Genomic DNA, 21,507 nt, shown 5'->3' with positions numbered 1-21,507 from the left:
CGAAGGCCTAAATGAGGGGCAGTAAAAGAACATGGAACGCGTGGAGAAACAGCGTCAAAGCGGGATGTTGCGTTTGGTCTGGACCGTGGCAGGCGTTATCTTTGTCATTGATCAGCTGACAAAAATCTGGGTCGTCCATGTTATGGATCTGGCCACGCGTTTGAGTATAGAAGTCTGGCCACCGCTGCTGAATTTCCGGATGGCGTGGAATTACGGTATCAATTTTGGCCTCTTAGCAGGGGAGGCTCCTGCGACGCGCTGGATTTTGATCTCCGTTGCTATTGGGATCGTTTTGTTCGTTCTGGTCTGGATGCGTCGTGATCCGCCGGGGCGATATGGGCTGATTTCCGCCGGTATGTTGATTGGTGGCGCGCTGGGAAATGTCATTGATCGCATCGCTTATGGCGCGGTTGCGGACTTTTTGAACATGTCGTGCTGCGGATTTGACAACCCATTTGCCTTTAACGTCGCCGATGTGGCGATATTTGCCGGGGCTTTGGGGCTTGTGCTCTTCCCAGGTGGCAAAAAGGCCTCGTGACCTTGGTCGCGGGATGCGCTAAAGCTGTTTCAGAATGAAAACCGGAGGGTGGCGATGCGGATCACGCATCTTGTGGCATTGGTAGCACTTGTGGGTCTTACGGCCTGCAGCAGTGGGCGTGAACGGGACATCACCCTTCACAACCTCAAATCCTATAGTGGCCAGCCCGAGGAATTCTCGATTGCGCCGGTCAAGCCTTTGGTTCAACCGGAAAACTACTCCGATCTGCCAACCCCGACACCCGGCGCTGGCAACCGAACCGACCAAAACCCCAAAGCTGATGCTGTGGCGGCGCTGGGGGGCAATCCGGCCCGTTTGGAGACAAGCGGCGGCGTGCCGTCCTCGGACACGGCAATCATTTCGCGGGCAAGCCGATATGGCCGCGATGGCAATGTGCGTCAGACTTTGGCGTCAGAGGATTTGGACTATCGCAAGCGCAAATCCCTGTTTACGTGGTCAATTGTCCCCGAAGACAAGTACAACCGGGCGTATAAACGGCAGTCTTTGGACCCCTACAGCTGGCTGTTCCGGTATCGCAAGGCCGGTGCCCGCACGCCCTCTGCCCCACCGCCGAGCCAATAATTCGCGTCTCATCGGTCACAGAGCCGTCATGACAGGTTGAAGTTAACCAATGGTAGCGTAGGTTCCTTCTGATACAATCAGAAAGAGGAGCCCCCATGCCGAGACTGCCTTTCCTTTCCACTCTGGCAATATGTGCCATGGCCTTGGTGCCGCGTTTGGCCTTGGCCGATCAAGATACCAATCAGGATCAGGTCACAACCTTTTCGCTTGAGAACGGCATGGATGTTGTGGTGATCGAAGATCATCGGAGCTCGGCTGTGGTTCATATGCTCTGGTACAAGGCGGGGTCGGCGGATGAACCGCGCGGACGTTCGGGCGTGGCGCATTTTCTGGAACACCTGTTGTTCAAGGCCACCGACAAGCTTGAATCAGGCGAGTTTTCCAAGATCGTCGCCGCCAATGGCGGCAGTGACAATGCCTTTACCAGCTTTGATTACACTGGCTATTTCCAACGTGTGGCGGCGGATCGTTTGCCGTTGATGATGGAAATGGAGGCGGATCGCATGATGAACATCCGTCTGACCGAAGAGAACATCGCCACCGAACGTGAAGTCATCATCGAAGAGCGTAACCAACGCGTCGAAAATGACCCCGGATCGTTGTTCCGCGAACAGCGGCGCGCGGCCCTGTATCTCAACCACCCCTATGGCACCCCGATTATTGGCTGGCGTCATGAGATGGAGCAACTCGACCGCGAGGCGGCGCTCAACTTCTACACACGCTTTTACGCCCCCAACAACACCATCCTGATTGTGGCCGGAGATGTGGAGCCAGAAGAGGTTTTGGAGCTGGCCAAGGAGCACTATGGCCCGTTGCCTGCCAATCCCGAATTGAGTGACCGTGTGCGCCCCTCCGAGCCGCGCCATTTGGCGGCCCGTCGCATGACTTTTCGCGATCCGCGCGTGGCGCAACCCTATGTCATGCGGTCCTATCTGGCCCCGGAACGTGATAGCGGCGCTCAGGAAAAAGCCGCCGCGCTGACCATTCTGGCTGAACTGTTGGCCGGAGGTCAGACAAGCGTTCTAACCCGCAAGTTGCAGTTCGAAACCCAAAAAGCGGTGTACAGCAGCGCGTTTTATAGCGGCGTGTCCTATGACGACAGCACCTTTGGCCTAATCATTGTGCCCGCGCGCGGCGTCAGCCTTCAAGAGGGCGAGGCGGCTTTGGATGCTGCGGTTGCCGAATTCCTCAAAGAGGGCGTCGACCCAGAGCAACTGGAGCGCATTAAGTTCCAGCTCAAGGCCCAATCCATCTATTCGCGTGATGACGCCAATGGATTGGCCCGTCGCTATGGCGCGGCGCTGACCTCGGGATTAACGGTTCAGGATGTGCAGGATTGGCCCGAGATTTTGCAAGCCGTCACCGCCGAAGATGTGATTGCCGCCGCGCAAGAGGTGTTTGACCTCAAACATTCGGTGACCGGCTATCTGACCAACGAACCCGCACAGGAGGCAGCGCAATGAAGCGTTTGATTTTGGCCATGGGCCTGATGTTCACTGCCGCGATTGCGCAGGCCAGTACCGACATCCAAGAAGTCGAAAGCCCCGGTGGTTTCAAAGCGTGGCTGGTCGAAGAACCCTCGATCCCCTTTGTAGCGCTTGAATTGCGCTTCAAGGGCGGCGCATCGCTTGATGCGGCGGGCAAACGCGGCGCGGCGAATTTGATGGTGGCCCTCTTGGAAGAGGGGGCCGCCGACATGGATGCCCATGCCTTTGCCCAAGCCGGTGAAAGCATCGCGGCGCAATTTAGCTATGATATTGGCGATGATGCCGTGCGCATTTCCGCCAAGTTCCTGACCGAAACCCGCGATGAAGCGGTCGATTTGCTCAAACAATCGCTGCTGGCCCCGCGGTTTGATCAAGACGCCATTGATCGGGTTCGCCGCCAAGTGATTGCCGGTATCCAATCCGACATCAAAGACCCCGACAGCATCGCCAATGTCAGCTGGGACAAGATGGTGTTTGGCGATCATCCCTATGGCTCTGACTACAATGGCACCGAAGACAGCGTCGCGGCGTTAACTCGTGATGATCTCATGGCGGCGCATCAATCTATCCTGACGCGGGATCGGGTCTATGTGGCGGCGGCGGGCGATATTTCAGCCGACGAATTGGGCGCGTTGATGGATACGCTTTTGTCTGATCTTCCCGCCACCGGTGCACCATTGCCTGCGGATGTCGATGTTCAGACCAAGGCTGGTGTCACCGTGATTCCCTTTGATACGCCGCAATCCGTGGCGATTTTTGGCCACAAAGGGATGAAACGGCACGACCCCGATTTCTTTACCGCCTATGTGTTGAACGTCATCCTTGGTGGTGGCGGGTTTGAGGCGCGTCTAATGCAAGAGGTGCGCGAAAAGCGTGGCCTGACCTATGGCGTCTACTCTTATCTCGTCCCCAAAGAACATGCCGAGCTTTATCTTGGGCGCGTGGCCTCGGCCAATGATCGCATCGCCGAAGCGGTATCGGTTATTTCCGATGAGTGGGCCAAAATGGCGGCAAATGGGGTCACCGAAGAAGAACTCGCCCGTGCCAAAACCTATCTGACCGGGTCCTATCCGCTGCGTTTCGATGGCAATGGCCCAATCGCGCGGATTTTGGTTGGCATGCAGATGGAGGGGTTAACCCCCGATTACATCACCACCCGAAATGATCAGATCGAGGCCGTCACGCTCGACGATGTGAAACGGGTCGCGGCCGAGCTGTTGCACCCCGACGCCTTGCATTTTGTTGTTGTCGGTCAGCCCGAGGGGCTTTGACCCATCCAACGGCGCAAAGAAAAAGGGCGGGGTCGTTAAACCCCGCCCTTTCTATATTCTGGCGATCTATTCTTTAGATAAGACCGGCATGGGCCAAAGCGGCATCAATCTGGGCGCGCGTTGCGTCCGAAAGCGGAAGCAGCGGCAGGCGCACTTCTTCACTGCACAGACCTAGTTTCGACATGGCGTATTTCGCACCACACAGACCCGGTTCAACAAAGATCGCCTGATGCAGCGGCATCACCTTGTCTTGAATCTCAAGCGCCTTGGCGTAATCACCCGCCAAACAGGCCTCTTGCATTTGCGCCAGCAACGCCGGGGCCGCATTGGCCGTCACTGAGATACAGCCGACGCCACCTTGGGCATTGAACCCATGGGCCGTGGCATCTTCGCCGGAAATCTGTGCGAAATCGGTGCCGCATGTGATCCGCTGCTGGCAAACCCGCGCCAAATCACCGGTGGCATCTTTGACGCCGACGATGTTTTTCAGCTTGGCAAGCTCACCCATGGTTTCAGGCGACATATCAACAACCGAACGACCCGGAATATTGTAGATCACAATTGGCAAATCGGCGCTGTCATGGGCGGCTTTGAAATGCGCAATCAGACCGGCTTGGGTCGGTTTGTTGTAATACGGCGTCACGATCAACGCGCCCTGCGCACCCACTTTGGCGGCATGTTGGACGAATCGGATCGTCTCGGCGGTGTTGTTTGACCCGGCTCCGGCGATCACCGGCACGCGACGGGCGGCTTGGGCGACCACTGTTTCGATCACAGCTTCGTGTTCTTCGTGGGTCAGGGTGGGGCTTTCGCCCGTTGTTCCGACCGGCACCAAACCGTGGCTACCTTGATCGATTTGCCAATCGACCAAGCGTTTGAGCGTGTCGAAATCCACTGCGCCGTCTTTCAACGGCGTGACCAGGGCTGGCATTGATCCCTTGAACATCTCACGCTCCTATTGTCTGTTCATCATCAGGTTCAGGAGAAAATCCGCCACCAAACAGGATTGTCAGTTGAAGGCCCGCAAGCTGGCTATATCTTCCTCCGTAAGCGTCTATTCCTTTTCAAGCCGGAAAATGCAAGCCGATGTCGCGTGTTCTTGTCTCAGGTTTCCTGACACTGTTTCTTTTCGCCACCAGCTCGGCTGTGTGGGCACAGGACGCTGGCCAATCCATGGCACGCGCGATGGAGGCTATGCGCCAAGGCAATTGGGCCGCCGCGCGAATCGAAGCGCGCGGTGACGGGCAGGCGGCATTGGACGTCATTTTGTGGCACGCCTTGCGCGCCGGGCGTGGCGACGCGGTCGAGGTTCAGGATTTTCTCGCCCGAAATGGCGATTGGCCGGGCCTCTCTTATCTGAAAGAAAAATCCGAAGCGGCGATGTCATCGGCCACTTACAAGGATATTCGCAGTTTTTACGACGGGCACACGCCGCAAACCGGCACTGGCGCGCTGTCATTGGCGCGCGCCTGGCTTGACCTTGGCGAAGAGGGGGCCGCGCAGGCCGAAATCGTTTTGGCGTGGCGGACCTTGTCCATGTCCGGCGACGAACGCCGCGCGTTTTTGGAAAACTGGGGTGAGGTCCTTGCCGATCATCATGTGGCCCGACTCGATTTCGCTTTGTGGAAGGGCTGGAGCCGAAATGCCGGGGCGATGGTTCCTTTTGTTGACGAAGGGTGGCAAGCACTTGCCGAAGCCCGGCTGGCCCTGCGCAACAAGGGCGGCGGTGTTGATACGTTGATTGAAAAAGTGCCGGCGGCGCTTCAAAATCACCCCGGATTGGCCTTTGAACGCTTTATGTGGCGGGTGAGCAAACGCCGCGATGCCGAGGCGATTGAACTCTTGCTGGATCGCTCCGAAAGCGCCGAGAAACTGGGCGAACCATGGGCTTGGGCACGGGCGCGCCGGGATCTGGCCCGCAAACGCATGCGCGCCGGTGCGGTGACCGAAGCCTATAACATTGCCTCCTCGCACCATCTTGTTGACGGGTCTTCCTTTGCCGATCTGGAATGGTTGTCCGGCTATCTGGCTTTACGGTTCCTTGATAAACCCGATCTCGCCCTGCAACATTTCACCAATTTCCGCGCCGGTGTCTGGACCCCGATCTCGCTTGGTCGGGCCGGGTATTGGATCGGTCGTGCCCACGAGGCGCTTGGTGATACGGCCGCCGCGCAAGAGGCCTATGCGCTTGGGGCGCAATATCAGACGTCATTCTATGGGCTTTTGGCGGCGGAACGCGGCGGCATCGGCTTTGATGGCAAGCTTGATGGCTCTGAAACCTTTCCCGATTGGCGCAGTGCCGAGTTCACCAAAGGCTCGGTGTTCAATGCCGGGGTGGTACTGCTTGCAGCGGGCGAGATCAGCTTGGCGGAACGTTTCCTGACCCATCTCGCCGAATCCCAAGACCGGATGGGCATGGGCCAGATCGGTCACATGCTGCGCGACATGCGCCGCCCGCATATCCAAGTCATGCTTGGCAAACGCGCTGCCAAATTCGGGTTCGAACTGGCCGCGCCTTATTATGCGGTGCCGGATCAGATCGCCAAAGCCTCTTTCCCGGTTCCCAAGGAACTGGTCCTTGCCATTTCTCGGCGCGAATCCGAATTTGACCCCGGTGTGATTTCCGGGGCTGGGGCGCGCGGTTATATGCAATTGATGCCCGGCACCGCCAAAGAGGTCTCGGATCAACTGGGGCTCGAGTACAGCAAAGACAAATTGCTAAGCGATCCCGCCTATAACGCCACGCTCGGCTCGACCTATTTGGCGACCCTGTCCAAACGGTTTGGGGCCAATGCGGTGATGATGTCGGCGGGCTACAACGCCGGTCCCTCGCGTCCGATCCGGTGGATGGAGCTTTATGGCGATCCGCGCAAGGGTGAGGTTGATGTGATTGATTTCATTGAGTTCATCCCCTTTGACGAGACGCGCAATTACGTCATGCGGGTCTCTGAGAGCCTGCCGGTTTATCGCGCCCGCCTTGGGCAAAACCCGCACCCGGTTCCGTTCTCAAAAGAACTCATTGGTTCAACCCTGCCGGCGCTCTCGCCATAGGGTAAAGAGGCCCGCGCCGATGATGATCGTCGCCCCAAGAACCACATTCGGGCGGACAATTTCCGAAAAGAACACAACGCCAAAGGCACTGGCAAAGGCCAGCTGGAAGTAGGAAAAGGGCTGTAGGGCGCTGGCTTCTGAGATTTCATAGCATTTGATCAACATAAAATGCGCGAGGGTGGCAAAGACGCTCAGCGCCACCATCCAACCCCAGTCCAAGGCGCTCATCGGCTCCCAAAAGGCGATGCCAGCCACCGTTGCCGTTATCGCGCCAACAGCGCCGGTGTAAAAGAACGAGGTCATGGCGCTGTCATCGCGGGACACATAGCGGGTTAAAAGGCCATAAAGCGCAAACATCAGCGCGCCGACCAAGGGGATGATTGCATAGGGGGAGAACACCCCGCCCGAGGGTTGCAAAACGATCACCACGCCGAAAAAACCAATGCCGATCGCCACCCAGCGTCGCCAGCCGACATGTTCACCCAGAATCGGGCCGGACAGTGCGGCGATGATCAGGGGGTAGCAGATGAAAATCGCGTGGCTTTCGACCAGCCCCAGATAGACAAAAGACAAAACAGTCACACAGATTTCCATCACCAAAAGGACACTGCGAAACACCTGCAACCAAGGGCGTTTGCTTTGCGCGGCCCGGCGTAATCCACCCGGTTGGCGGGCGCAAAAGGCGATGACAAACGCGGCGAAAAACCAAAACCGAATCATCACCACCATCATGACGTTATAGGTTTCGGCCAAATGGCGCGACATGCCGTCCTGAACGGCAAAGATGAACATGGTGGCGATCATCAACCAGATGCCAAGGGCCTGATTTTGCTGAGTCATTGGCGGCCCTTCACTATGCGGGCTTGATCGCCCGTGTCATATGTCGCTTGCGTCCATAGCCGGGTAGACGCGTCACTTCGAGCCCAGCAGCGACAAGGCCACGTCGCACATGACCCGCGGCGGTATATGTCGCGGCGGATGCACCGGGGGTCATATGCGTGCCGACTTCGGCCATCAATTCGGGCGACCAAAGCTCGGGGTTTTTGGCCGGAGAAAACCCATCAAGAAACCACGCATTGGCCTTGTCTTGCCACCTAGGAAGCGTCGCGCGCGCGTCGCCTTCGACCATCTCAAAACGCAAGTCGGCGATCTCAAATTTGGTTTTGCCCCACTGCGGGGCAAGCTCGCTGGCGATCTCGGCCAGATCGCCAAAGGCCGCCTGTGCGCGGATCATTTCCGGTGCACTCAGCGGGAAGGCCTCGAACGTGGTAAAGCGCAACTGGCCCGCGATACCGGATTGGCGCCAAAGCTGAAGCGCCGCCAAAAGGTTCAACCCGGTGCCAAAGCCCAATTCGGCAATCTGAAACCCATCGCAAAAGCGATCGGGCAAGTCGTTGCCCTGCAAAAACACATGTCGCGTTTCGTCCAATCCATTTTCAAGCGAAAAATACGGGTCATCAAACCGGGTGGACACGGGCGTTTCGCCGCGCCAATCAAGGCTGTGGTGGTCTGCCATGGGCTTTGTCCTTAGAAGAGCGTGGATATGGAATACAGCGAGGTCCGGCAATGGCAAGTGTGGATGTAACCGTGCGCGGTGCAGGTATCTTTGGGTTGTCGGTGGCCTGGGCCTGTGTGTTGCGCGGGGCACGTGTTCGGGTGGTTGACCCAAACGGTCCCGGTGCCGGGTCTTCGGGCGGATTGGTCGGGGCATTGGCCCCGCATGTGCCGGAAAACTGGAATGAAAAGAAGGCCTTTCAACTCGATAGTCTGTTGATGGCCGAAGCCTTTTGGGCCGAGGTCGAAGAGGCGGGGGGCGTGACGGCGGGGTATGGGCGCACGGGGCGCTTGCAACCTGTGGCGGACGAGGCGGCGCTTGAGCTGGCCCGCGCGCGCGGGCGCGGGGCCGAGGCGCTATGGCAAGGCCGTGCGGTTTGGGATTTGGTCCACGTCAAAGACGCCGGGGATTTTGCCCCTTCAAGCCCAAGCGGATGGTTGATTCATGACACATTGACGGCGCGCATGGCCCCGCGACGGGCCGGGGCAGCATTGGTTGCGGCGCTTGTGGCGCGCGGTGTCGAGATTGTCGAAACCGCCCCGGATGAGGGCGGGGTGATCTGGGCGACGGGTTGGCGCGGATTGCTGGATTTGAACGAGTCGATGGGCCGCAAGGTCGGCGATGGCGTCAAAGGCCAGTCGGTGCATCTACGATATGCGGCCCCAACGGCGGCGCAGGTGTTTGTCGGAGGGTTGCATATCATTCCGCACGCGGATGGCACGGTTGCGATTGGCTCGACGTCGGAGCGGGATTTCGACAATCCGACATCGGTGGATGAGCAATGCGATGATCTGATTGCCCGCGCTTATGCGGCCTTGCCGGTGCTAAAAGAGGCCGAGGTGATTGGCCGCTGGGCCGGGGTGCGGCCTCGGGCACGGTCTCGGGCCCCTTTGTTGGGGGCGTGGCCCGGCCGGGATGGGCATTTTGTTGCCAATGGCGGTTTTAAAATCGGTTTTGGCATGGCCCCAAAAGTCGCCGAAGTGATGGCCGATTTGATGTTGGATGGACGCGATACCATTCCTGAGGGCTTTGGATTTCAGGCTTGTTTCAAGCGGTGATGGGGGTGACGCTGGGCTTTGCCCTCGCCCCACCCACCATCCCGCAAAGGCACAAAAAAACCGGCGCGCAACTCGCACCGGTTTTGTGAGGTTTGTAGGGTGGGGTTTCACCCCACCAATGGTTAGTCGAACTTGCGCGACGGGGCCAAAACCTTGGCCTCACCGATCAGCACTTTTTTCCCATCAACCGAGCAATGGCAATCGAGCGTTACACGGCGTTTGCCATGGTCGATATCGACCACTTTGACCTCGGCATAGACCATGTCGCCGGGGCGCACGGGGGCAAGGAACTTGAGCGTTTGACCCATGTAAACCGTGCCGTGGCCGGGCAGTTGTTCGCCGATTACCGCAGAGATCAGGCCCGCGGTTAGCATGCCATGGGCAATGCGCCCTTCAAAAATCGTGTCATTGGCATACTCATCATCAAGATGCACCGGATTGCGGTCGGTCGAAACCTCGGCAAACATTTCGATGTCCTGATCGGTGACCTGTTTGCGCAGGTACCGGGACATGCCCATTTCGATATCTTCGATGCAGATCGTGCCACGTGGCAGGTTGTCCAACATCTTATCCTCCATGATGATCCGCCCTGATACGGCAAGTGACCAAAGTCACCGGGTAACAAATGGGCGTCCTTCTGCTGTGCTTTGTAATTTTATTACTTTGCACTTGCAGAAAAATCAAGGGGGAATTCTGTTATCGCAGCATCCCTATGCTGAATTGCGGAGCAATGTTTTCCTTGGCCAAATAGTCGTTTAGCGCCGCGCCATCCGGGTCACTTGTCGTTTTTGTCTCTGCCCGTGCCAAACCGCCGGTGATGAAAAGAGAATCAATGTCCTCTCCCATGGCCCCCATGATGTCGGTATGTGGCCCATCGCCGATGGCCAGAATGCCAATATCGGCAATGCCCGGTTTCAACGCGGCCAACCGGCGACGGGCCAGATCATAGATCGGCGGATGCGGTTTGCCGAAATAGAGGCTCTCGCCGCCCATTTCCGTATAAAGTTGGGCCAAGGCCCCGGCGCACCATTCCCGCGTTTCGCCGCGATCGACGACGATATCGGGGTTGGCACAAAGAAGTTTCATACCCTTTTGTTTGGCGTACAAGAACTGCCCACGCATCTCCGACGGATCCGCATGGGGGTTAAGCGGGCCGCAACATATGATGCCCTCGGCCTCCTCAAGCGCGACCTGTTCTATTGTCACCGGGTTGTCGATTAGGCTGAGCGGTTCGAAAAACGGCTGGTCGTGGGGTTGGCCAATGAACCAAACCTTGGAGCCAACTGCGCCCTGAAACATCGCCGAACGGCCACTATCGCCGGATGTGGCGATGTCGTCATAAGCGTCTTCGGGCACATTGAATTTCACCAATTGCTTGGCGACCTCGTGGCGCGAGCGCGGGGCATTGGTGACCAAAACCACAATGCCGCCAGTGGCGCGATAGGCCTGAAGCGCGGCCACGGCTTCGGGAAAGGCGGTGACGCCGTTGTGGACACAGCCCCACAGATCGACAAAGAGCGCCTCGTAGCGGTCTGAAATCTCGGAGAGGGCGGAGATAATCTGGGTCATGGTGCGGATCACAGCTTGGGAACAGTTGCCCCGGTCATCCCACATCGCGCCCCATGTGGAAAGGGGCGCCGGCTTTGTATTCTAGTCAATTCCACCGGAATGCGCGCGGGTGCGCCGCGATAGCACCCCCGGCTTTACCCCTGATTCTAACCTTGGCTTTGGATGCGTTCGACATAAACGCGCATTTCTTCCGCCTCTTGGCGGGCTTCGCGCAAGCCATCCATCGCCGCTGACAACTCGGCTTCGGTCTGGGCCAATTGGTTGGTCAGCTCAGCCTCGCGTTGTTGCAGATAGGTGATGGCCTGATCGCGGGTCTCTTCGGCCTCGTGCAATTCCTGGCTCATGCGCTCAAGCTGATCCATGTCGGCCTGACTGACGCGGGTAAAGCGGTGGAGCAGCCAATGGGCAAACCAGCCCACACAAAAGGCCACAAAAAGAATAACGGCTGTCATTATGATGAACTGCGTTCTATCCATCGTTTGTCCCCTTTGCCGCGTCTGCCCCGGCCTCTGCTTCTTCGTCTTTTTTGTCACCCGAGGCTTCTGCGGCCTCTGGATCACTTGTGTCGTCTGCTGTTGGCTCGCCCGTGTCCGCGCCCGTGTCCGCGCCGTCTTTGGTGTCGGTTTTCAGCAGGGTAAAGGTGATACGACGGTTGGCTTCGCGGCCATCTTCGGTGTCGTTATCCGCAATCGGATTGGCCTCACCATAGCCGACAACCGTGTAGGCTCTGACCGGAACCAAGCGACCACGCAGCGCATCGAGAACGGCTTGGGCCCGGTCTTGGCTAAGCTTTTGGTTCATCGATTCGCGGCCTTGGCTATCCGTATGGCCACCCACCTCAAGCGGAATGTCCCCGCATTTCTTCAACAAGGTCGCCAATTCGTCCATCAGATCCTTGGCCGAGGTATCCAGCGTTGCCGACCCCGGTTCAAAGGAAATTTTGCGTGCGCCAATGATCTCGACGATCTGGGCTTCGCATTCCTCAGGGCTTGGGAGGCCAAGCGTCGGATCAAGCTGTTTGACATATTCAACGTTGATCTCAAACTCGGCGGCATCGCCAAGTTTCGCTGCCAAAAGCTGGGCAATATCGGCACGGGCGTTTTGGTTGCCGGTTTTGCCGGAAATCGCAACATTGTCCGGCGTGACCGTCACCGCACCATTCACAAGGCTGGACAAAACTTCGAGCCCGGCCAAGGTGCGCACTTGCCAATCATTGGGCAAGCCTTCGGCGACACGGGCGGCGGTGTAAACATCTTCGGAACCAAAGCGGGCGCGGGCATAGCTATCCATGGTCTGGCGTGCGATTTCGCTCGACACGCGACCGCGCAATTGCACCTTGCCTTCGGGGCTTAGGGTTGCGGTGAATTCCGGTGGGCCTTCTGCGGATTGCTCGGGCGCTTTGGGAAGCACCGCATGAAGCGCAAACACGCCGGGTAGGGCGGTTTCCAACTCGCCGACAACGCGGTCAAACAGCGCCTGACTTGTGCCTTCGGGGGCGATCAGGGTGATATCGGCATTGGTAAAGGTCACCGAGGTGCCTTTGAGTTCCGACAGCTTTGATATTGCTAAAACGGCGGCATCGGCCCAGCGGCGTGACGGCACACCAAGCCCAAGCGTACAAGAGGATTTCCCCTCAAGACCGGCATCTGCGGCGGCCTTTAGGATACGTTGGCTGGCCTCTTCGGTATCGGCGGAACAGGCGTCAAAATGCGGGCCGGTGTCGTCGATGATAAAGCGTAGCGTAAAGGGCGAGATCACCGGGCGCGGGGCCGATAGCTCAAGCGCCAGTTTCAGCCCTTCGGGCACACGACGCGCCAACCCGCTTTCGATGCGGCGGCGATGTTCGTCGCTTTCGGCCATGGCATTGATCGCCACAAGATCGGGGCGCACCGAAATCTGCGAGCGCGGCAAATCCCGCAGGGCGCTAAGTGCAAAGCTAAGCGCCGTGTCCCAGCCCTCGGGCGTTGGGAAATCAGCAACGCCCAACAAATCCGACACTTCACCGTCACCAGCGAGCTTTTCAAACCCTTCGATCAATTCGTCGCGGTTGGTCGATGTCGGGATCAACCCGATGGCCGACAAACCGGCATCGTTGCGCAAAATTTCGATCGAAAACTCTGGCGGTGCGACGTCTTCGGGATCTTCCACCAGCATCTGGTCGATGACACGCGCGGCATCCACAACGCTTCCGGCGGTGCTCAGCGCTTTGAAACGGGCGGCTTCGTCCGGGGCGGTGCCGATCAAAAAGACCTGCAAGCCATTGGTGTCAACCTCGGCCCAGGTCAAACCTTCTAGGTCCAACTCCTTGAGCACATCGGTCTTGGAGGCGGTTTCAATCACCCCTGCGGCAAAATACGCGCTAACAAGGCTGACAGCGCCAGCCGCGGCGAAGGTTCCGCAAAAGGTAAAGATTGAGGAAAGGCGCATAGACGCTCCGGTCCTGTTTAAGTCTTAGGCGTTGATACGCAAGCTAAACACATTCCGCAATCAAGCGAATAGCGATGCGGCGAAAAACAGCACAGGGATCAGGCCAGCATCGCGGTTAGATCGAAACAATTCCAGCAAGCGGTCGTTATCGTCCATTTTTAGGCGACGCAGCTGCCACATAAGATGCCATCCCATGGCCCAAGGTCCGGTCAGCAAGATCACCATTTGCAGGATTTCGCCGTCGGGGGCGGCGGCAACAACGGCCATCCCCATCAACGCGACGGCCAAAACCATGAACCATGCCAAATAGCGGGGAGTGTTTTCTGCAAACAATCGGGCCGTTGATTTCACCCCGATCAACGCATCGTCTTCGGTGTCCTGATGGGCATAGATCGTGTCATAAAACAGCGTCCAAGCCATGCCCGAGAGGTATAGTAAAACCGCTGGAAGGCTCAGGCTTCCGGTGTGGGCCGTCCATGCCAGCAAAGCGCCCCAGTTGAAGGCAACGCCCAAAAACACCTGAGGCCACCATGTGAACCGTTTGGCAAAGGGGTAAATCGCCACCGGGATCAGCGCGATGACCCCAAGCAGGATCGCCATCGGTGGAAAGGTGATCAGAATGGCAAACGAAATCAGACATTGTAGCACCGCCCAAGCCAGCGCTTGTTTCACCGTGACCTGACCCGATGGAATGGGGCGCGAAGCGGTGCGTTCGACCCGCCCGTCAAAATCGCGGTCGGTGATGTCGTTCCACGTACACCCCGCGCCGCGCATTAATACCGCACCGATGGCGCAGCCAATAATGATCCAAAGATCAAACAGCCGCATTTCCCCGTCATGCACCATGGCCAGCAACACCCCCCACCAACAGGGCAGCAACAGCAACCAAGAGCCAATCGGCCGGTCGGCTCGGCTTAGCCGCAGATAGGGGCGCAACCCTTGTGGTGCATAGGTATCAACCCAATTGTCCTTCACAGCGTCCGCAACCTGCCCGGTGGGCTCTGGTGTCTGCTCGGTGCCGGTCATATGCTGCGCCTCATGAAAGCTAAAATCCGCCTTTATGTAGAGCACCCTTTGGGGCCGGGACAAGACGTCTCGCTGTCGCGCGATCAGGCGCATTACCTCTTTGGGGTCATGCGATTGGCCGTTGGCGCTCGCGTTGCGCTTTTCAATGGTGTGGATGGTGAATGGCAGGCCGCTGTGACAACGGCGGGCAAACGGGGCGGTGTTTTGACCTGTGACACCTTAAGTGCCCCACTGGGTTTGCCACCTGATCTCTGGCTTTGTTTTGCGCCGATAAAAAAGACGCGGACCGATTTTATCGTTGAAAAGGCGGTGGAAATGGGGGCGCGGCGCATTGTGCCCATGGGCACCGATTTCACCAATTCCGAACGCATCCGTCAGGACCGCTTACAGGCCCATGCGGTTGAGGCGGCGGAACAATGTGGCGCAACCTATGTGCCCGAGGTGGCCCCGCTGTTCCGTTTTGACGCCTTGATCGACCAAACCAAGGATCGCCAGCTGATGTTTTGCGATGAGGCCGAGGCGGGAGCGCAACGCGCGCCTGATGAAGTGTCTAAAGGCCCTTGGTGCATTTTGATCGGCCCCGAGGGTGGGTTTTCCGACCGGGAACGCAGCCGCCTGCAATCCTTGCCCAATGCCCACACGCTTAGCCTTGGACCGCGCATTTTGCGGGCGGAAACCGCCGCAGTTGCGGCGATGACCCTGTGGCAAACCCGCTATGGTGACTGGTAAGCCCGCCAAATCCGGCGGATTATAAAGGCGGCGACCCATGCGGGCCGCCACCGTATTTGGATTTATTGCTCAAGAAGAACCGCTGGCTCGACATCGGCAATGTCACCCCATTTCGAATCCGCATCGGCGATAAAGCCGGGAATATTGGTGGCCCAACGTTCCTGAATGCTTGGCGATAGGTTCAGATAGAGCTTTTCATCAACGATCTTCCAAAGCGTTGGATCACCGTCAAACTTGAACCCCATGGCGGTGCCAAAGGCGCAATAGCCGCCATAGGCCGGGGCATAGGCCTCTGGGTTGGCTTCAAACGCGGCTTTGTTGTCTTCTGACGAGAACCAATAGGTTGCGTCGTTGTAAACGGCGGTAAGCTGGTAGTCGCCCTTGGTCGGTGCGCCATCGGTGAAATAGGCAACCGGGTCATACCCCTGCATAGCCAGACCGGTTGACGACGCGTTGACGTCAACACCAGCCGCCAAGGCGGATGTGGCAAGAGCAACGGAAACTGCGATACCGCCGAGGAAAGATGTGAAGTTGGACATGGTGGTCCCTTTTTAATGATCGGCGTTTTGCAGGAATGTGCAGCCAGCCGAGAGATGTCTGTTGACGCCTGAAATTGACGTGGTCAGCGGCCTGAAATGGTGCGGCGCTTGTGGATTGGATTTGGGCCATGGCTGGATCACATACAAAACAAGCTTATTTGACTGTGCGTATATCCGGGAAATTTGTGCGTTTTTGCACAGACCCCTCTGCCCTTGCAGAGCGCGCCTTAGGACCGATATGCATAGAGAATAGATGATGAGAATGTTTGAAACGGCCCCGCGCCCCGTTGGATAGCAAGGATACAAACATGAGTGTGATCCGCCCCGAGGCCGCAACCGTTCTGGCACGCTGGAGCGAGGCAATGATCGGCGCTGCAGTCTGTGCGCTGGGCCTGTATTGGGCGCTGTTTACCGGCGGGGGGCTCTTGCATTGGATCGGCTATTTCATCGCCGTTCTCGGGGCGTTTCTCTGTGCCTCTGGCAGTCGCCGCGCCCGTTTCCCACAAGGCGATGACGGCCCCGGCATCGTGCAAATCAATGAACGTCAAATAAGCTATTTTGCCCCCGAAGGCGGCGGGATTTTGTCGGTCGATACCCTCTGGCGCGTCACGCTGGATGTGCGTTTGCGCCAACAGGTGGTTTGGACCTTTGTCGGCGAAGACGGGGTGTTGAGCATCCCGGTTGACGCCGCTGGCACCGACTTGATTTTCGACATGTTGTCGGCCCTTCCCGGTGCCGATTTCGAAAAGGTCACCCGCGCCATGTCGGCAACCGAACCACACAGCTATGTGATCTGGCGCAAGCCCGCTGTGCAATCCTCGGTGGCAACCCTGCATTGACACCGGTCCACATTCACCTCATGGCTTGGAACCCAAGCGGCACCTAATAGGCGGAGAGCCCATGTCCATTCCTCAATCTGGCGGCGGTCCAATCGAGCGCCACGAACAGTTGGCCGAGTATCTGTCTTCGGGCTGTAAGCCCAAGGAAGACTGGCGCATTGGCACCGAACACGAAAAGTTCGGCTATTGCGTTGATACGCACAAACCGCTGCCCTACGAAGGCACCCGGTCTATCAAAGCTGTGCTCGAAGCGCTGCGTGATCGTCATGATTGGGCCCCGATCCTTGAGGCCGGGAATATCATTGGTCTTGAAAAAGACGGCGCGAATATTTCGCTTGAACCGGGTGGCCAGCTGGAACTCTCTGGTGCGCCACTGGAAACCATCCACCAAACCTGTGACGAGGTGAATTCGCACCTTGTTGACGTCAAGGATATTGCCGACAAAATCGGCGTGGGTTTCATTGGTCTTGGCGCGGCACCGGAATGGTCGCATGACCAGATGCCGATGATGCCCAAAGGGCGCTACCGCCTGATGAATTCCTACATGGACAAAGTCGGCACCATGGGCAAATCCATGATGTATCGAACCTGTACCGTCCAGGTGAATCTCGATTTCTCATCCGAGACCGACATGGTGCAAAAGATGCGTGTCGCTTTGGCTTTGCAGCCCGTGGCCACTGCTCTTTTCGCCAACTCGCCATTCTTTGAGGGCAAACCAAACGGTCACAAAAGCTGGCGCTCGCGCATTTGGCGTGATTTGGATGCGTCGCGCACCGGGATGTTGCCGTTTGTTTTTGACGAGGGTTTCGGGTTTGAGGCTTGGGTCGAATATGCGCTCGATGTGCCGATGTATTTTGTCTATCGCGACGGCGAATATATCGACGCGCTGGGTCAATCCTTCCGCGATTTCCTCAAGGGTGAATTGCCTGCCTTGCCCGGCGAAACCCCAACTCTGTCCGATTGGGCCGATCACCTGACCACCGTCTTTCCCGAAGCGCGGGTGAAAAAGTTCATCGAAATGCGTGGGGCCGATGGTGGTCCGTGGCGTCGTCTTTGTGCGCTTCCGGCGTTTTGGGTCGGGCTGACCTATGACCAAACTGCGCTTGATGCGGCGTGGGATTTGGCCAAAGATTGGGATGCCGAAACCCGCGACGAGTTGCGCGTTCAAGCGTCAATCCACGGGCTTCAGACCAAGGTCAACGGCATCAACATGCATGATCTGGCACGCGAAGTTGTGGCGATTTCCGAAGCGGGGCTCAAGGCGCGGGCCAAACCCGGTGCCGGTGGTCTGGTGCCCGATGAAACCCATTTCCTCAATGCTCTCAAAGAGTCGCTGGAAACGGGTCAGGTGCCTGCGGATGAGCTTTTGGAGCATTACCACGGTGATTGGAACGGCGATCTCAGCAAGATCTATTCCGAGTATTCCTACTAAATTCGGGACCGTTCAATCGTGAAAAAGCGGATCGCGTCGCGGCATAGGCCCGTGGCGCGTTTTGTTTTTGTCGGGTCCCGCTCCGCTATTTGGGGGCGGTCCCCACTGGTTTTCGGTGCTTTGTCCCCGTTGTGCGGCGGCAATCGCCACAAAGACAAGCCCGCCCAAGAATAGAAAATTGAACACGGTCAAAACCGAGATAATGACAAAACAGGGCAGGGCGATTGCGCTCGACAATCCGATGTCATGCAATCGTCGTATCGAAAGTGAGACGCGCGGCAAGAGCAGCGCCCAAAGCCATATCTGATAGGCATATCCCGGCATTCCCAACGCCCACATTGCCGCCATAGGCAACACATCGACAATCAACACTACCCACCAGAATTCCGGTCGCGACGCGCGACCGGAGAAATCCAGCGTTTTGGTGAAGAAACGGGGAACTGCGATGCTAGGACTCATAACTGGGGCCTACCGTTAGCGGGGTTAAGCGCTGGCTCGGCCTAGCACATGGGTCTGATAATAATCGCTAATCTGTTCGCGTTGTGCGGCCACTTCTTCCGGTGAGGGGTCGCGATCCAGCTTCAACAAAGTCGCATAGCTTTGACGGGCATCATGGGGGCGGGCTTCTCGCGCGGTGGTGGGGCCTGCGGCGGGTTCCTTGATCGCGTCAAAACCGGTGCGGCGCGTCGGTGTTGGGTTATGAGGCGGCTGCCCCCATTGGTTTTCTTCGGGCTCCGAGGGCAAGATCAGCAAAACCAATAACCAGATCGGTCCGACAATTGGGATCGAGTTGACGAAGTACCACATGCCCGATCGCCCCGCATCGTGCAGACGACGGATCAGGATCGTGGTGTTGGGAATAAAGGTCAAAAGCAACAGAACCGGTGTCAGATAGGCCAACGGGTTGTAATTGGTCACATGCGCCGTCGTGATCGTATAGATGTCGAGAACGGCTGCGATGGCCATAAAAACAAATATGATCAGCGCGACCCACCAATATTCGGCACGCGTGGCGCGGCCTGAAATATTGAAAGCTTTGAAAATGTAGTTTTCTAGCGCGGTGTGAGGGCCAATCATATTCTTGCTCCGGTTGTCAGCAACTCTTTTGTGCTGTCAGAGCGGGGCGAAAATCGGGCACTGGCGTGAAAAGCTTGCGGCTTTTGCATCCAATCCAACGGCAAGCCCCGGTTTTCACAGGGATTTACCATTCATATTTGATTCATCTTTGCGGCACCGCGCCGATTAATAACCGATGGCACAGCCGTCTTTACGCGGGTCCGACGCCCCCTCAAGCACGCCATTGTCCCGGATTTTGATGGCCTGCGCGCCGCCAAGAGGACCATCAGGAGTTGTAATGTCATGCCCCCTGTCGGCGAGTTCGCCGCGAACCGCATCGCCAAAGCCACGTTCCAATTGCAACTTGCCGCCATCAACAAAACTGCGCGGAGCGTCCAGGGCGCTTTGCAACTCCATCCCATAGTCAACCAGATTGGTTAGAACACGGGCATGGCCGTTGGGCTGATATTGCCCGCCCATCACACCAAATGGCATGGTCACGCGGCCCTGTTCACGCAACATCGCCGGGATGATGGTGTGCATCGGGCGTTTACCCCCCGCAAGCTCGTTCGGGTGCCCGGAGACGAGCGAGAACCCTGCACCACGGTTTTGAAACAAAACGCCGAATTTTTCCGACGCGATCCCCGACCCAAAGCCATGAAATATCGAATAAATCAACGACACTGCCATGCGATCTCGGTCAACAACGGTGATGTAAATCGTGTCCTTGTGCACCGCCTCACTTAGGGCGGCGGGGGCCGCCATCGCGCGGTTCATGTCAATCAAACCGGCCAGTTGTTCGGCGGTTTGCGGTGACAAAAGATGGTCGAGCTTGGTCATATGCTCTGGATCTGCCAGAAACCGGTTGCGCGCATCATAGGCCAACTTCGCCGTCTCGGCTTCGATATGGACGCGATCCACACCAAAGGGATCAAGGTTCGATAAATCGAAATGCGACAGGATGTTAAGCATCAGATGGGCAATAATGCCTTGGCCATTGGGCGGATGCTCCAACAACTCCTGCCCCTTATAGTCCCCGCTAACTGGGGATGTGATCGTACAAGCGGTATCGGCGAAATCCTCGGCACTATGTAGCCCGCCAAGGCTAGTCAAAGCGGCCAGCATGTCGTCGAGCGCTTCACCTTCGTAAAACGCCGCGCGGCCATCCTTGGCAATCTTGCGCAAAAGTTTGGCTTGCTTGGGAAGGGCAAACATGTCGCCGATCTTGGGAACTTGACCGTTCACCATGAAATCTTGACGGGCACTACCCGTTAGGCACTTGCCGCTAGTGGGCCAATCAAACGCCACGCGCGGCGCAACCGGAACGCCGGTTTCCATATAGTGGATGGCGGGGGCGAGGCTATCGGCAAGGCCGAGCTTGCCCCATTTGTCCGACATGGTGCAAAACGCGTCAATCGCGCCGGGGATTGTGATGGCTTCGACATCGTGAACCGGCACGGTTGCTTGACCGGCGTCGCGCAAACGCTGGGCCGTTGCGGCGCTTGGTGCGCGGCCCGACCCGTTGACGGCCATGACATCCTCGGACCCAGACGGAGAGACCAGCGCGAAACAATCCCCGCCGATACCCGTCATCTGGGGTTCGGCGACGCCAAGAAGAACAGCGCCCGCAATCGCGGCGTCCATGGCATTGCCACCGCGGCGCAGCACATCCACCGCGGCCTGCGCCGCCAAGGGATGAGACGTGGCACACATGCCATTGCTGGCATAAACCGCCGAACGGCCGGGAAGATGAAAGTCGCGCATATAGTTTTTGATCCTGTTGTTCGGTTTGAACAATAGGAGCGACGCGCGGCAGGTCAACATCATGGGGGGGGATTGCTGTGTAGATCCTCGGTATCGCGTACTGGGTGGGGGCTGTAACACGCGATACCGAGGGAAGCCTATGCAGCTACAAGACCCGTTATCCTATGAGAATGGGGTTAGATTGTGACCCTGCAAAGGTTTGAATCAGGCAGGTAAAATTGTTTGGATTTCGGGTGTTAAGCCGGATTGATCGTGTGATTTGGGGGGAGGTTGCTGATAGTCCTCGGTGCCGCGCACTGGGTGGGGGCTAAAACACGCGGCACCAAGGGAAGCCTATGCAGCTACAAGGATAGGTATCGCAGTGTGATGCGGCGGGATTGCGACAAGAAAAGGGTAACTCTCGGGCATTTTTTCCGTTTGACCTCAGCACGCGCAAAAACGGCCTCGCCCACAAGGCGCGCCGTTAGATCGTGTAAGTTATTGAGGAAATTGTAGTCCTCGACACCGTGCACTGGGTGGGGGCTAGAACACACGGTGCCGAGGGAAGCTATATGCAGCTACAAGACCATGTATGATGCTGAAAT

At 57.6% G+C, this 21,507-nt stretch carries 21 protein-coding genes; 9 read left to right on the top strand and 12 right to left on the bottom strand.

Going from position 1 to position 21,507, the window contains the following annotated elements; translation table 11 throughout:
- Positions 1-67 precede the first annotated feature (67 nt).
- The 4 genes from lspA (at position 68) to AC5EFR_RS16925 (ending at position 3,878) form a co-directional block, all read left to right on the top strand.
- Positions 68-538 carry a signal peptidase II gene (gene lspA, locus AC5EFR_RS16940; RefSeq protein ID WP_493577015.1) on the top strand — a complete coding sequence of 157 codons (471 nt, stop codon included), beginning with the start codon at positions 68-70 and terminating at the stop codon, positions 536-538.
- A 54-nt stretch (positions 539-592) separates the two neighbouring features.
- Positions 593-1,120 carry a DUF3035 domain-containing protein gene (locus AC5EFR_RS16935; RefSeq protein WP_493576947.1) on the top strand — a complete coding sequence of 176 codons (528 nt, stop codon included), beginning with the start codon at positions 593-595 and terminating at the stop codon, positions 1,118-1,120.
- Between the two features lie 95 nt (positions 1,121-1,215).
- Positions 1,216-2,583: a M16 family metallopeptidase gene (locus tag AC5EFR_RS16930; RefSeq protein ID WP_493576946.1), complete on the top strand. Its 1,368-nt coding sequence runs from the start codon at positions 1,216-1,218 to the stop codon at positions 2,581-2,583.
- Positions 2,580-3,878 carry a M16 family metallopeptidase gene (locus tag AC5EFR_RS16925; RefSeq protein ID WP_493576945.1) on the top strand — a complete coding sequence of 433 codons (1,299 nt, stop codon included), beginning with the start codon at positions 2,580-2,582 and terminating at the stop codon, positions 3,876-3,878. Before AC5EFR_RS16930 ends, AC5EFR_RS16925 begins: the two co-directional genes overlap by 4 nt.
- Positions 3,879-3,951: 73 nt before the next feature.
- Here the strand turns inward: AC5EFR_RS16925 and dapA are convergent, their stop codons facing one another.
- Positions 3,952-4,824 (bottom strand): 4-hydroxy-tetrahydrodipicolinate synthase, encoded by an 873-nt coding sequence (gene dapA / locus AC5EFR_RS16920; protein WP_493576944.1) that lies wholly within the window; start codon positions 4,822-4,824, stop codon positions 3,952-3,954.
- Between the two features lie 140 nt (positions 4,825-4,964).
- Here dapA and AC5EFR_RS16915 point away from each other — a divergent pair, with 140 nt between their 5' ends.
- Positions 4,965-6,929: a lytic transglycosylase domain-containing protein gene (locus tag AC5EFR_RS16915; RefSeq protein ID WP_493576943.1), complete on the top strand. Its 1,965-nt coding sequence runs from the start codon at positions 4,965-4,967 to the stop codon at positions 6,927-6,929.
- On the opposite strand, the gene AC5EFR_RS16910 is transcribed toward AC5EFR_RS16915, so the two are convergent.
- Both AC5EFR_RS16910 and mnmC2 read right to left on the bottom strand, forming a co-directional pair.
- The gene (locus tag AC5EFR_RS16910; RefSeq protein ID WP_493576942.1) at positions 6,903-7,769 is read right to left on the bottom strand and encodes a DMT family transporter; all 867 of its coding nucleotides are present in this window, start codon (positions 7,767-7,769) and stop codon (positions 6,903-6,905) included. The genes AC5EFR_RS16915 and AC5EFR_RS16910 overlap by 27 nt on opposite strands.
- Before the next feature lie 13 nt (positions 7,770-7,782).
- Complete coding sequence (gene mnmC2 / locus AC5EFR_RS16905) at positions 7,783-8,445, bottom strand: tRNA (5-methylaminomethyl-2-thiouridine)(34)-methyltransferase MnmC2 (RefSeq protein ID WP_493576941.1); 663 nt, start codon at positions 8,443-8,445, stop codon at positions 7,783-7,785.
- Between the two features lie 50 nt (positions 8,446-8,495).
- On the opposite strand from mnmC2, the gene AC5EFR_RS16900 reads away from it, so the two are divergent.
- Entirely contained in the window at positions 8,496-9,542 is a 1,047-nt protein-coding gene (locus AC5EFR_RS16900; RefSeq protein WP_493576940.1) for an NAD(P)/FAD-dependent oxidoreductase, read from the top strand.
- A gap of 122 nt (positions 9,543-9,664) precedes the next feature.
- Here AC5EFR_RS16900 and AC5EFR_RS16895 read toward each other — a convergent pair whose 3' ends face one another.
- The 5 genes from AC5EFR_RS16895 to ubiA all read right to left on the bottom strand — a co-directional run bounded on the left by AC5EFR_RS16895 (position 9,665) and on the right by ubiA (position 14,564).
- The gene (locus AC5EFR_RS16895) at positions 9,665-10,108 is read right to left on the bottom strand and encodes a MaoC family dehydratase (protein ID WP_493577014.1); all 444 of its coding nucleotides are present in this window, start codon (positions 10,106-10,108) and stop codon (positions 9,665-9,667) included.
- A gap of 130 nt (positions 10,109-10,238) precedes the next feature.
- The gene (locus tag AC5EFR_RS16890) at positions 10,239-11,111 is read right to left on the bottom strand and encodes a TIGR01459 family HAD-type hydrolase (RefSeq protein ID WP_493576939.1); all 873 of its coding nucleotides are present in this window, start codon (positions 11,109-11,111) and stop codon (positions 10,239-10,241) included.
- 146 nt (positions 11,112-11,257) lie between these two features.
- Positions 11,258-11,587, bottom strand: a complete 330-nt coding sequence (locus AC5EFR_RS16885; protein WP_493576938.1) for a hypothetical protein — start codon at positions 11,585-11,587, stop codon at positions 11,258-11,260.
- Positions 11,580-13,538, bottom strand: a complete 1,959-nt coding sequence (locus AC5EFR_RS16880) for an OmpA family protein (protein WP_493576937.1) — start codon at positions 13,536-13,538, stop codon at positions 11,580-11,582. Before AC5EFR_RS16880 ends, AC5EFR_RS16885 begins: the two co-directional genes overlap by 8 nt.
- Positions 13,539-13,598: 60 nt before the next feature.
- Complete coding sequence (ubiA, locus tag AC5EFR_RS16875; RefSeq protein ID WP_493576936.1) at positions 13,599-14,564, bottom strand: 4-hydroxybenzoate octaprenyltransferase; 966 nt, start codon at positions 14,562-14,564, stop codon at positions 13,599-13,601.
- 12 nt (positions 14,565-14,576) lie between these two features.
- Here ubiA and AC5EFR_RS16870 point away from each other — a divergent pair, with 12 nt between their 5' ends.
- Positions 14,577-15,293 (top strand): 16S rRNA (uracil(1498)-N(3))-methyltransferase, encoded by a 717-nt coding sequence (locus AC5EFR_RS16870; protein WP_493576935.1) that lies wholly within the window; start codon positions 14,577-14,579, stop codon positions 15,291-15,293.
- A gap of 62 nt (positions 15,294-15,355) precedes the next feature.
- On the opposite strand, the gene AC5EFR_RS16865 is transcribed toward AC5EFR_RS16870, so the two are convergent.
- A complete protein-coding gene (locus AC5EFR_RS16865; RefSeq protein ID WP_299921186.1) occupies positions 15,356-15,832 on the bottom strand; it encodes a YHS domain-containing (seleno)protein in 477 nt (158 codons plus the stop codon).
- A gap of 308 nt (positions 15,833-16,140) precedes the next feature.
- Between AC5EFR_RS16865 and AC5EFR_RS16860 the strand changes: the two genes are divergently transcribed.
- Both AC5EFR_RS16860 and AC5EFR_RS16855 read left to right on the top strand, forming a co-directional pair.
- A complete protein-coding gene (locus AC5EFR_RS16860; RefSeq protein ID WP_493576934.1) occupies positions 16,141-16,671 on the top strand; it encodes a hypothetical protein in 531 nt (176 codons plus the stop codon).
- 61 nt (positions 16,672-16,732) lie between these two features.
- On the top strand, positions 16,733-18,103 hold the full coding sequence (locus AC5EFR_RS16855; protein WP_493576933.1) for a glutamate--cysteine ligase: 1,371 nt from the start codon (positions 16,733-16,735) through the stop codon (positions 18,101-18,103).
- Between the two features lie 12 nt (positions 18,104-18,115).
- Here AC5EFR_RS16855 and AC5EFR_RS16850 read toward each other — a convergent pair whose 3' ends face one another.
- The 3 genes from AC5EFR_RS16850 to ggt all read right to left on the bottom strand — a co-directional run bounded on the left by AC5EFR_RS16850 (position 18,116) and on the right by ggt (position 20,923).
- A complete protein-coding gene (locus AC5EFR_RS16850; protein WP_493576932.1) occupies positions 18,116-18,562 on the bottom strand; it encodes a DUF805 domain-containing protein in 447 nt (148 codons plus the stop codon).
- A 24-nt stretch (positions 18,563-18,586) separates the two neighbouring features.
- The gene (locus AC5EFR_RS16845) at positions 18,587-19,180 is read right to left on the bottom strand and encodes a DUF805 domain-containing protein (protein ID WP_493576931.1); all 594 of its coding nucleotides are present in this window, start codon (positions 19,178-19,180) and stop codon (positions 18,587-18,589) included.
- Between the two features lie 165 nt (positions 19,181-19,345).
- Complete coding sequence (gene ggt / locus AC5EFR_RS16840; protein ID WP_493576930.1) at positions 19,346-20,923, bottom strand: gamma-glutamyltransferase; 1,578 nt, start codon at positions 20,921-20,923, stop codon at positions 19,346-19,348.
- Positions 20,924-21,507 lie beyond the last annotated feature (584 nt).

This window comes from Pelagimonas sp., from assembly GCF_058892305.1.
This window is presented reverse-complemented; position numbering and strand designations above follow the sequence as displayed.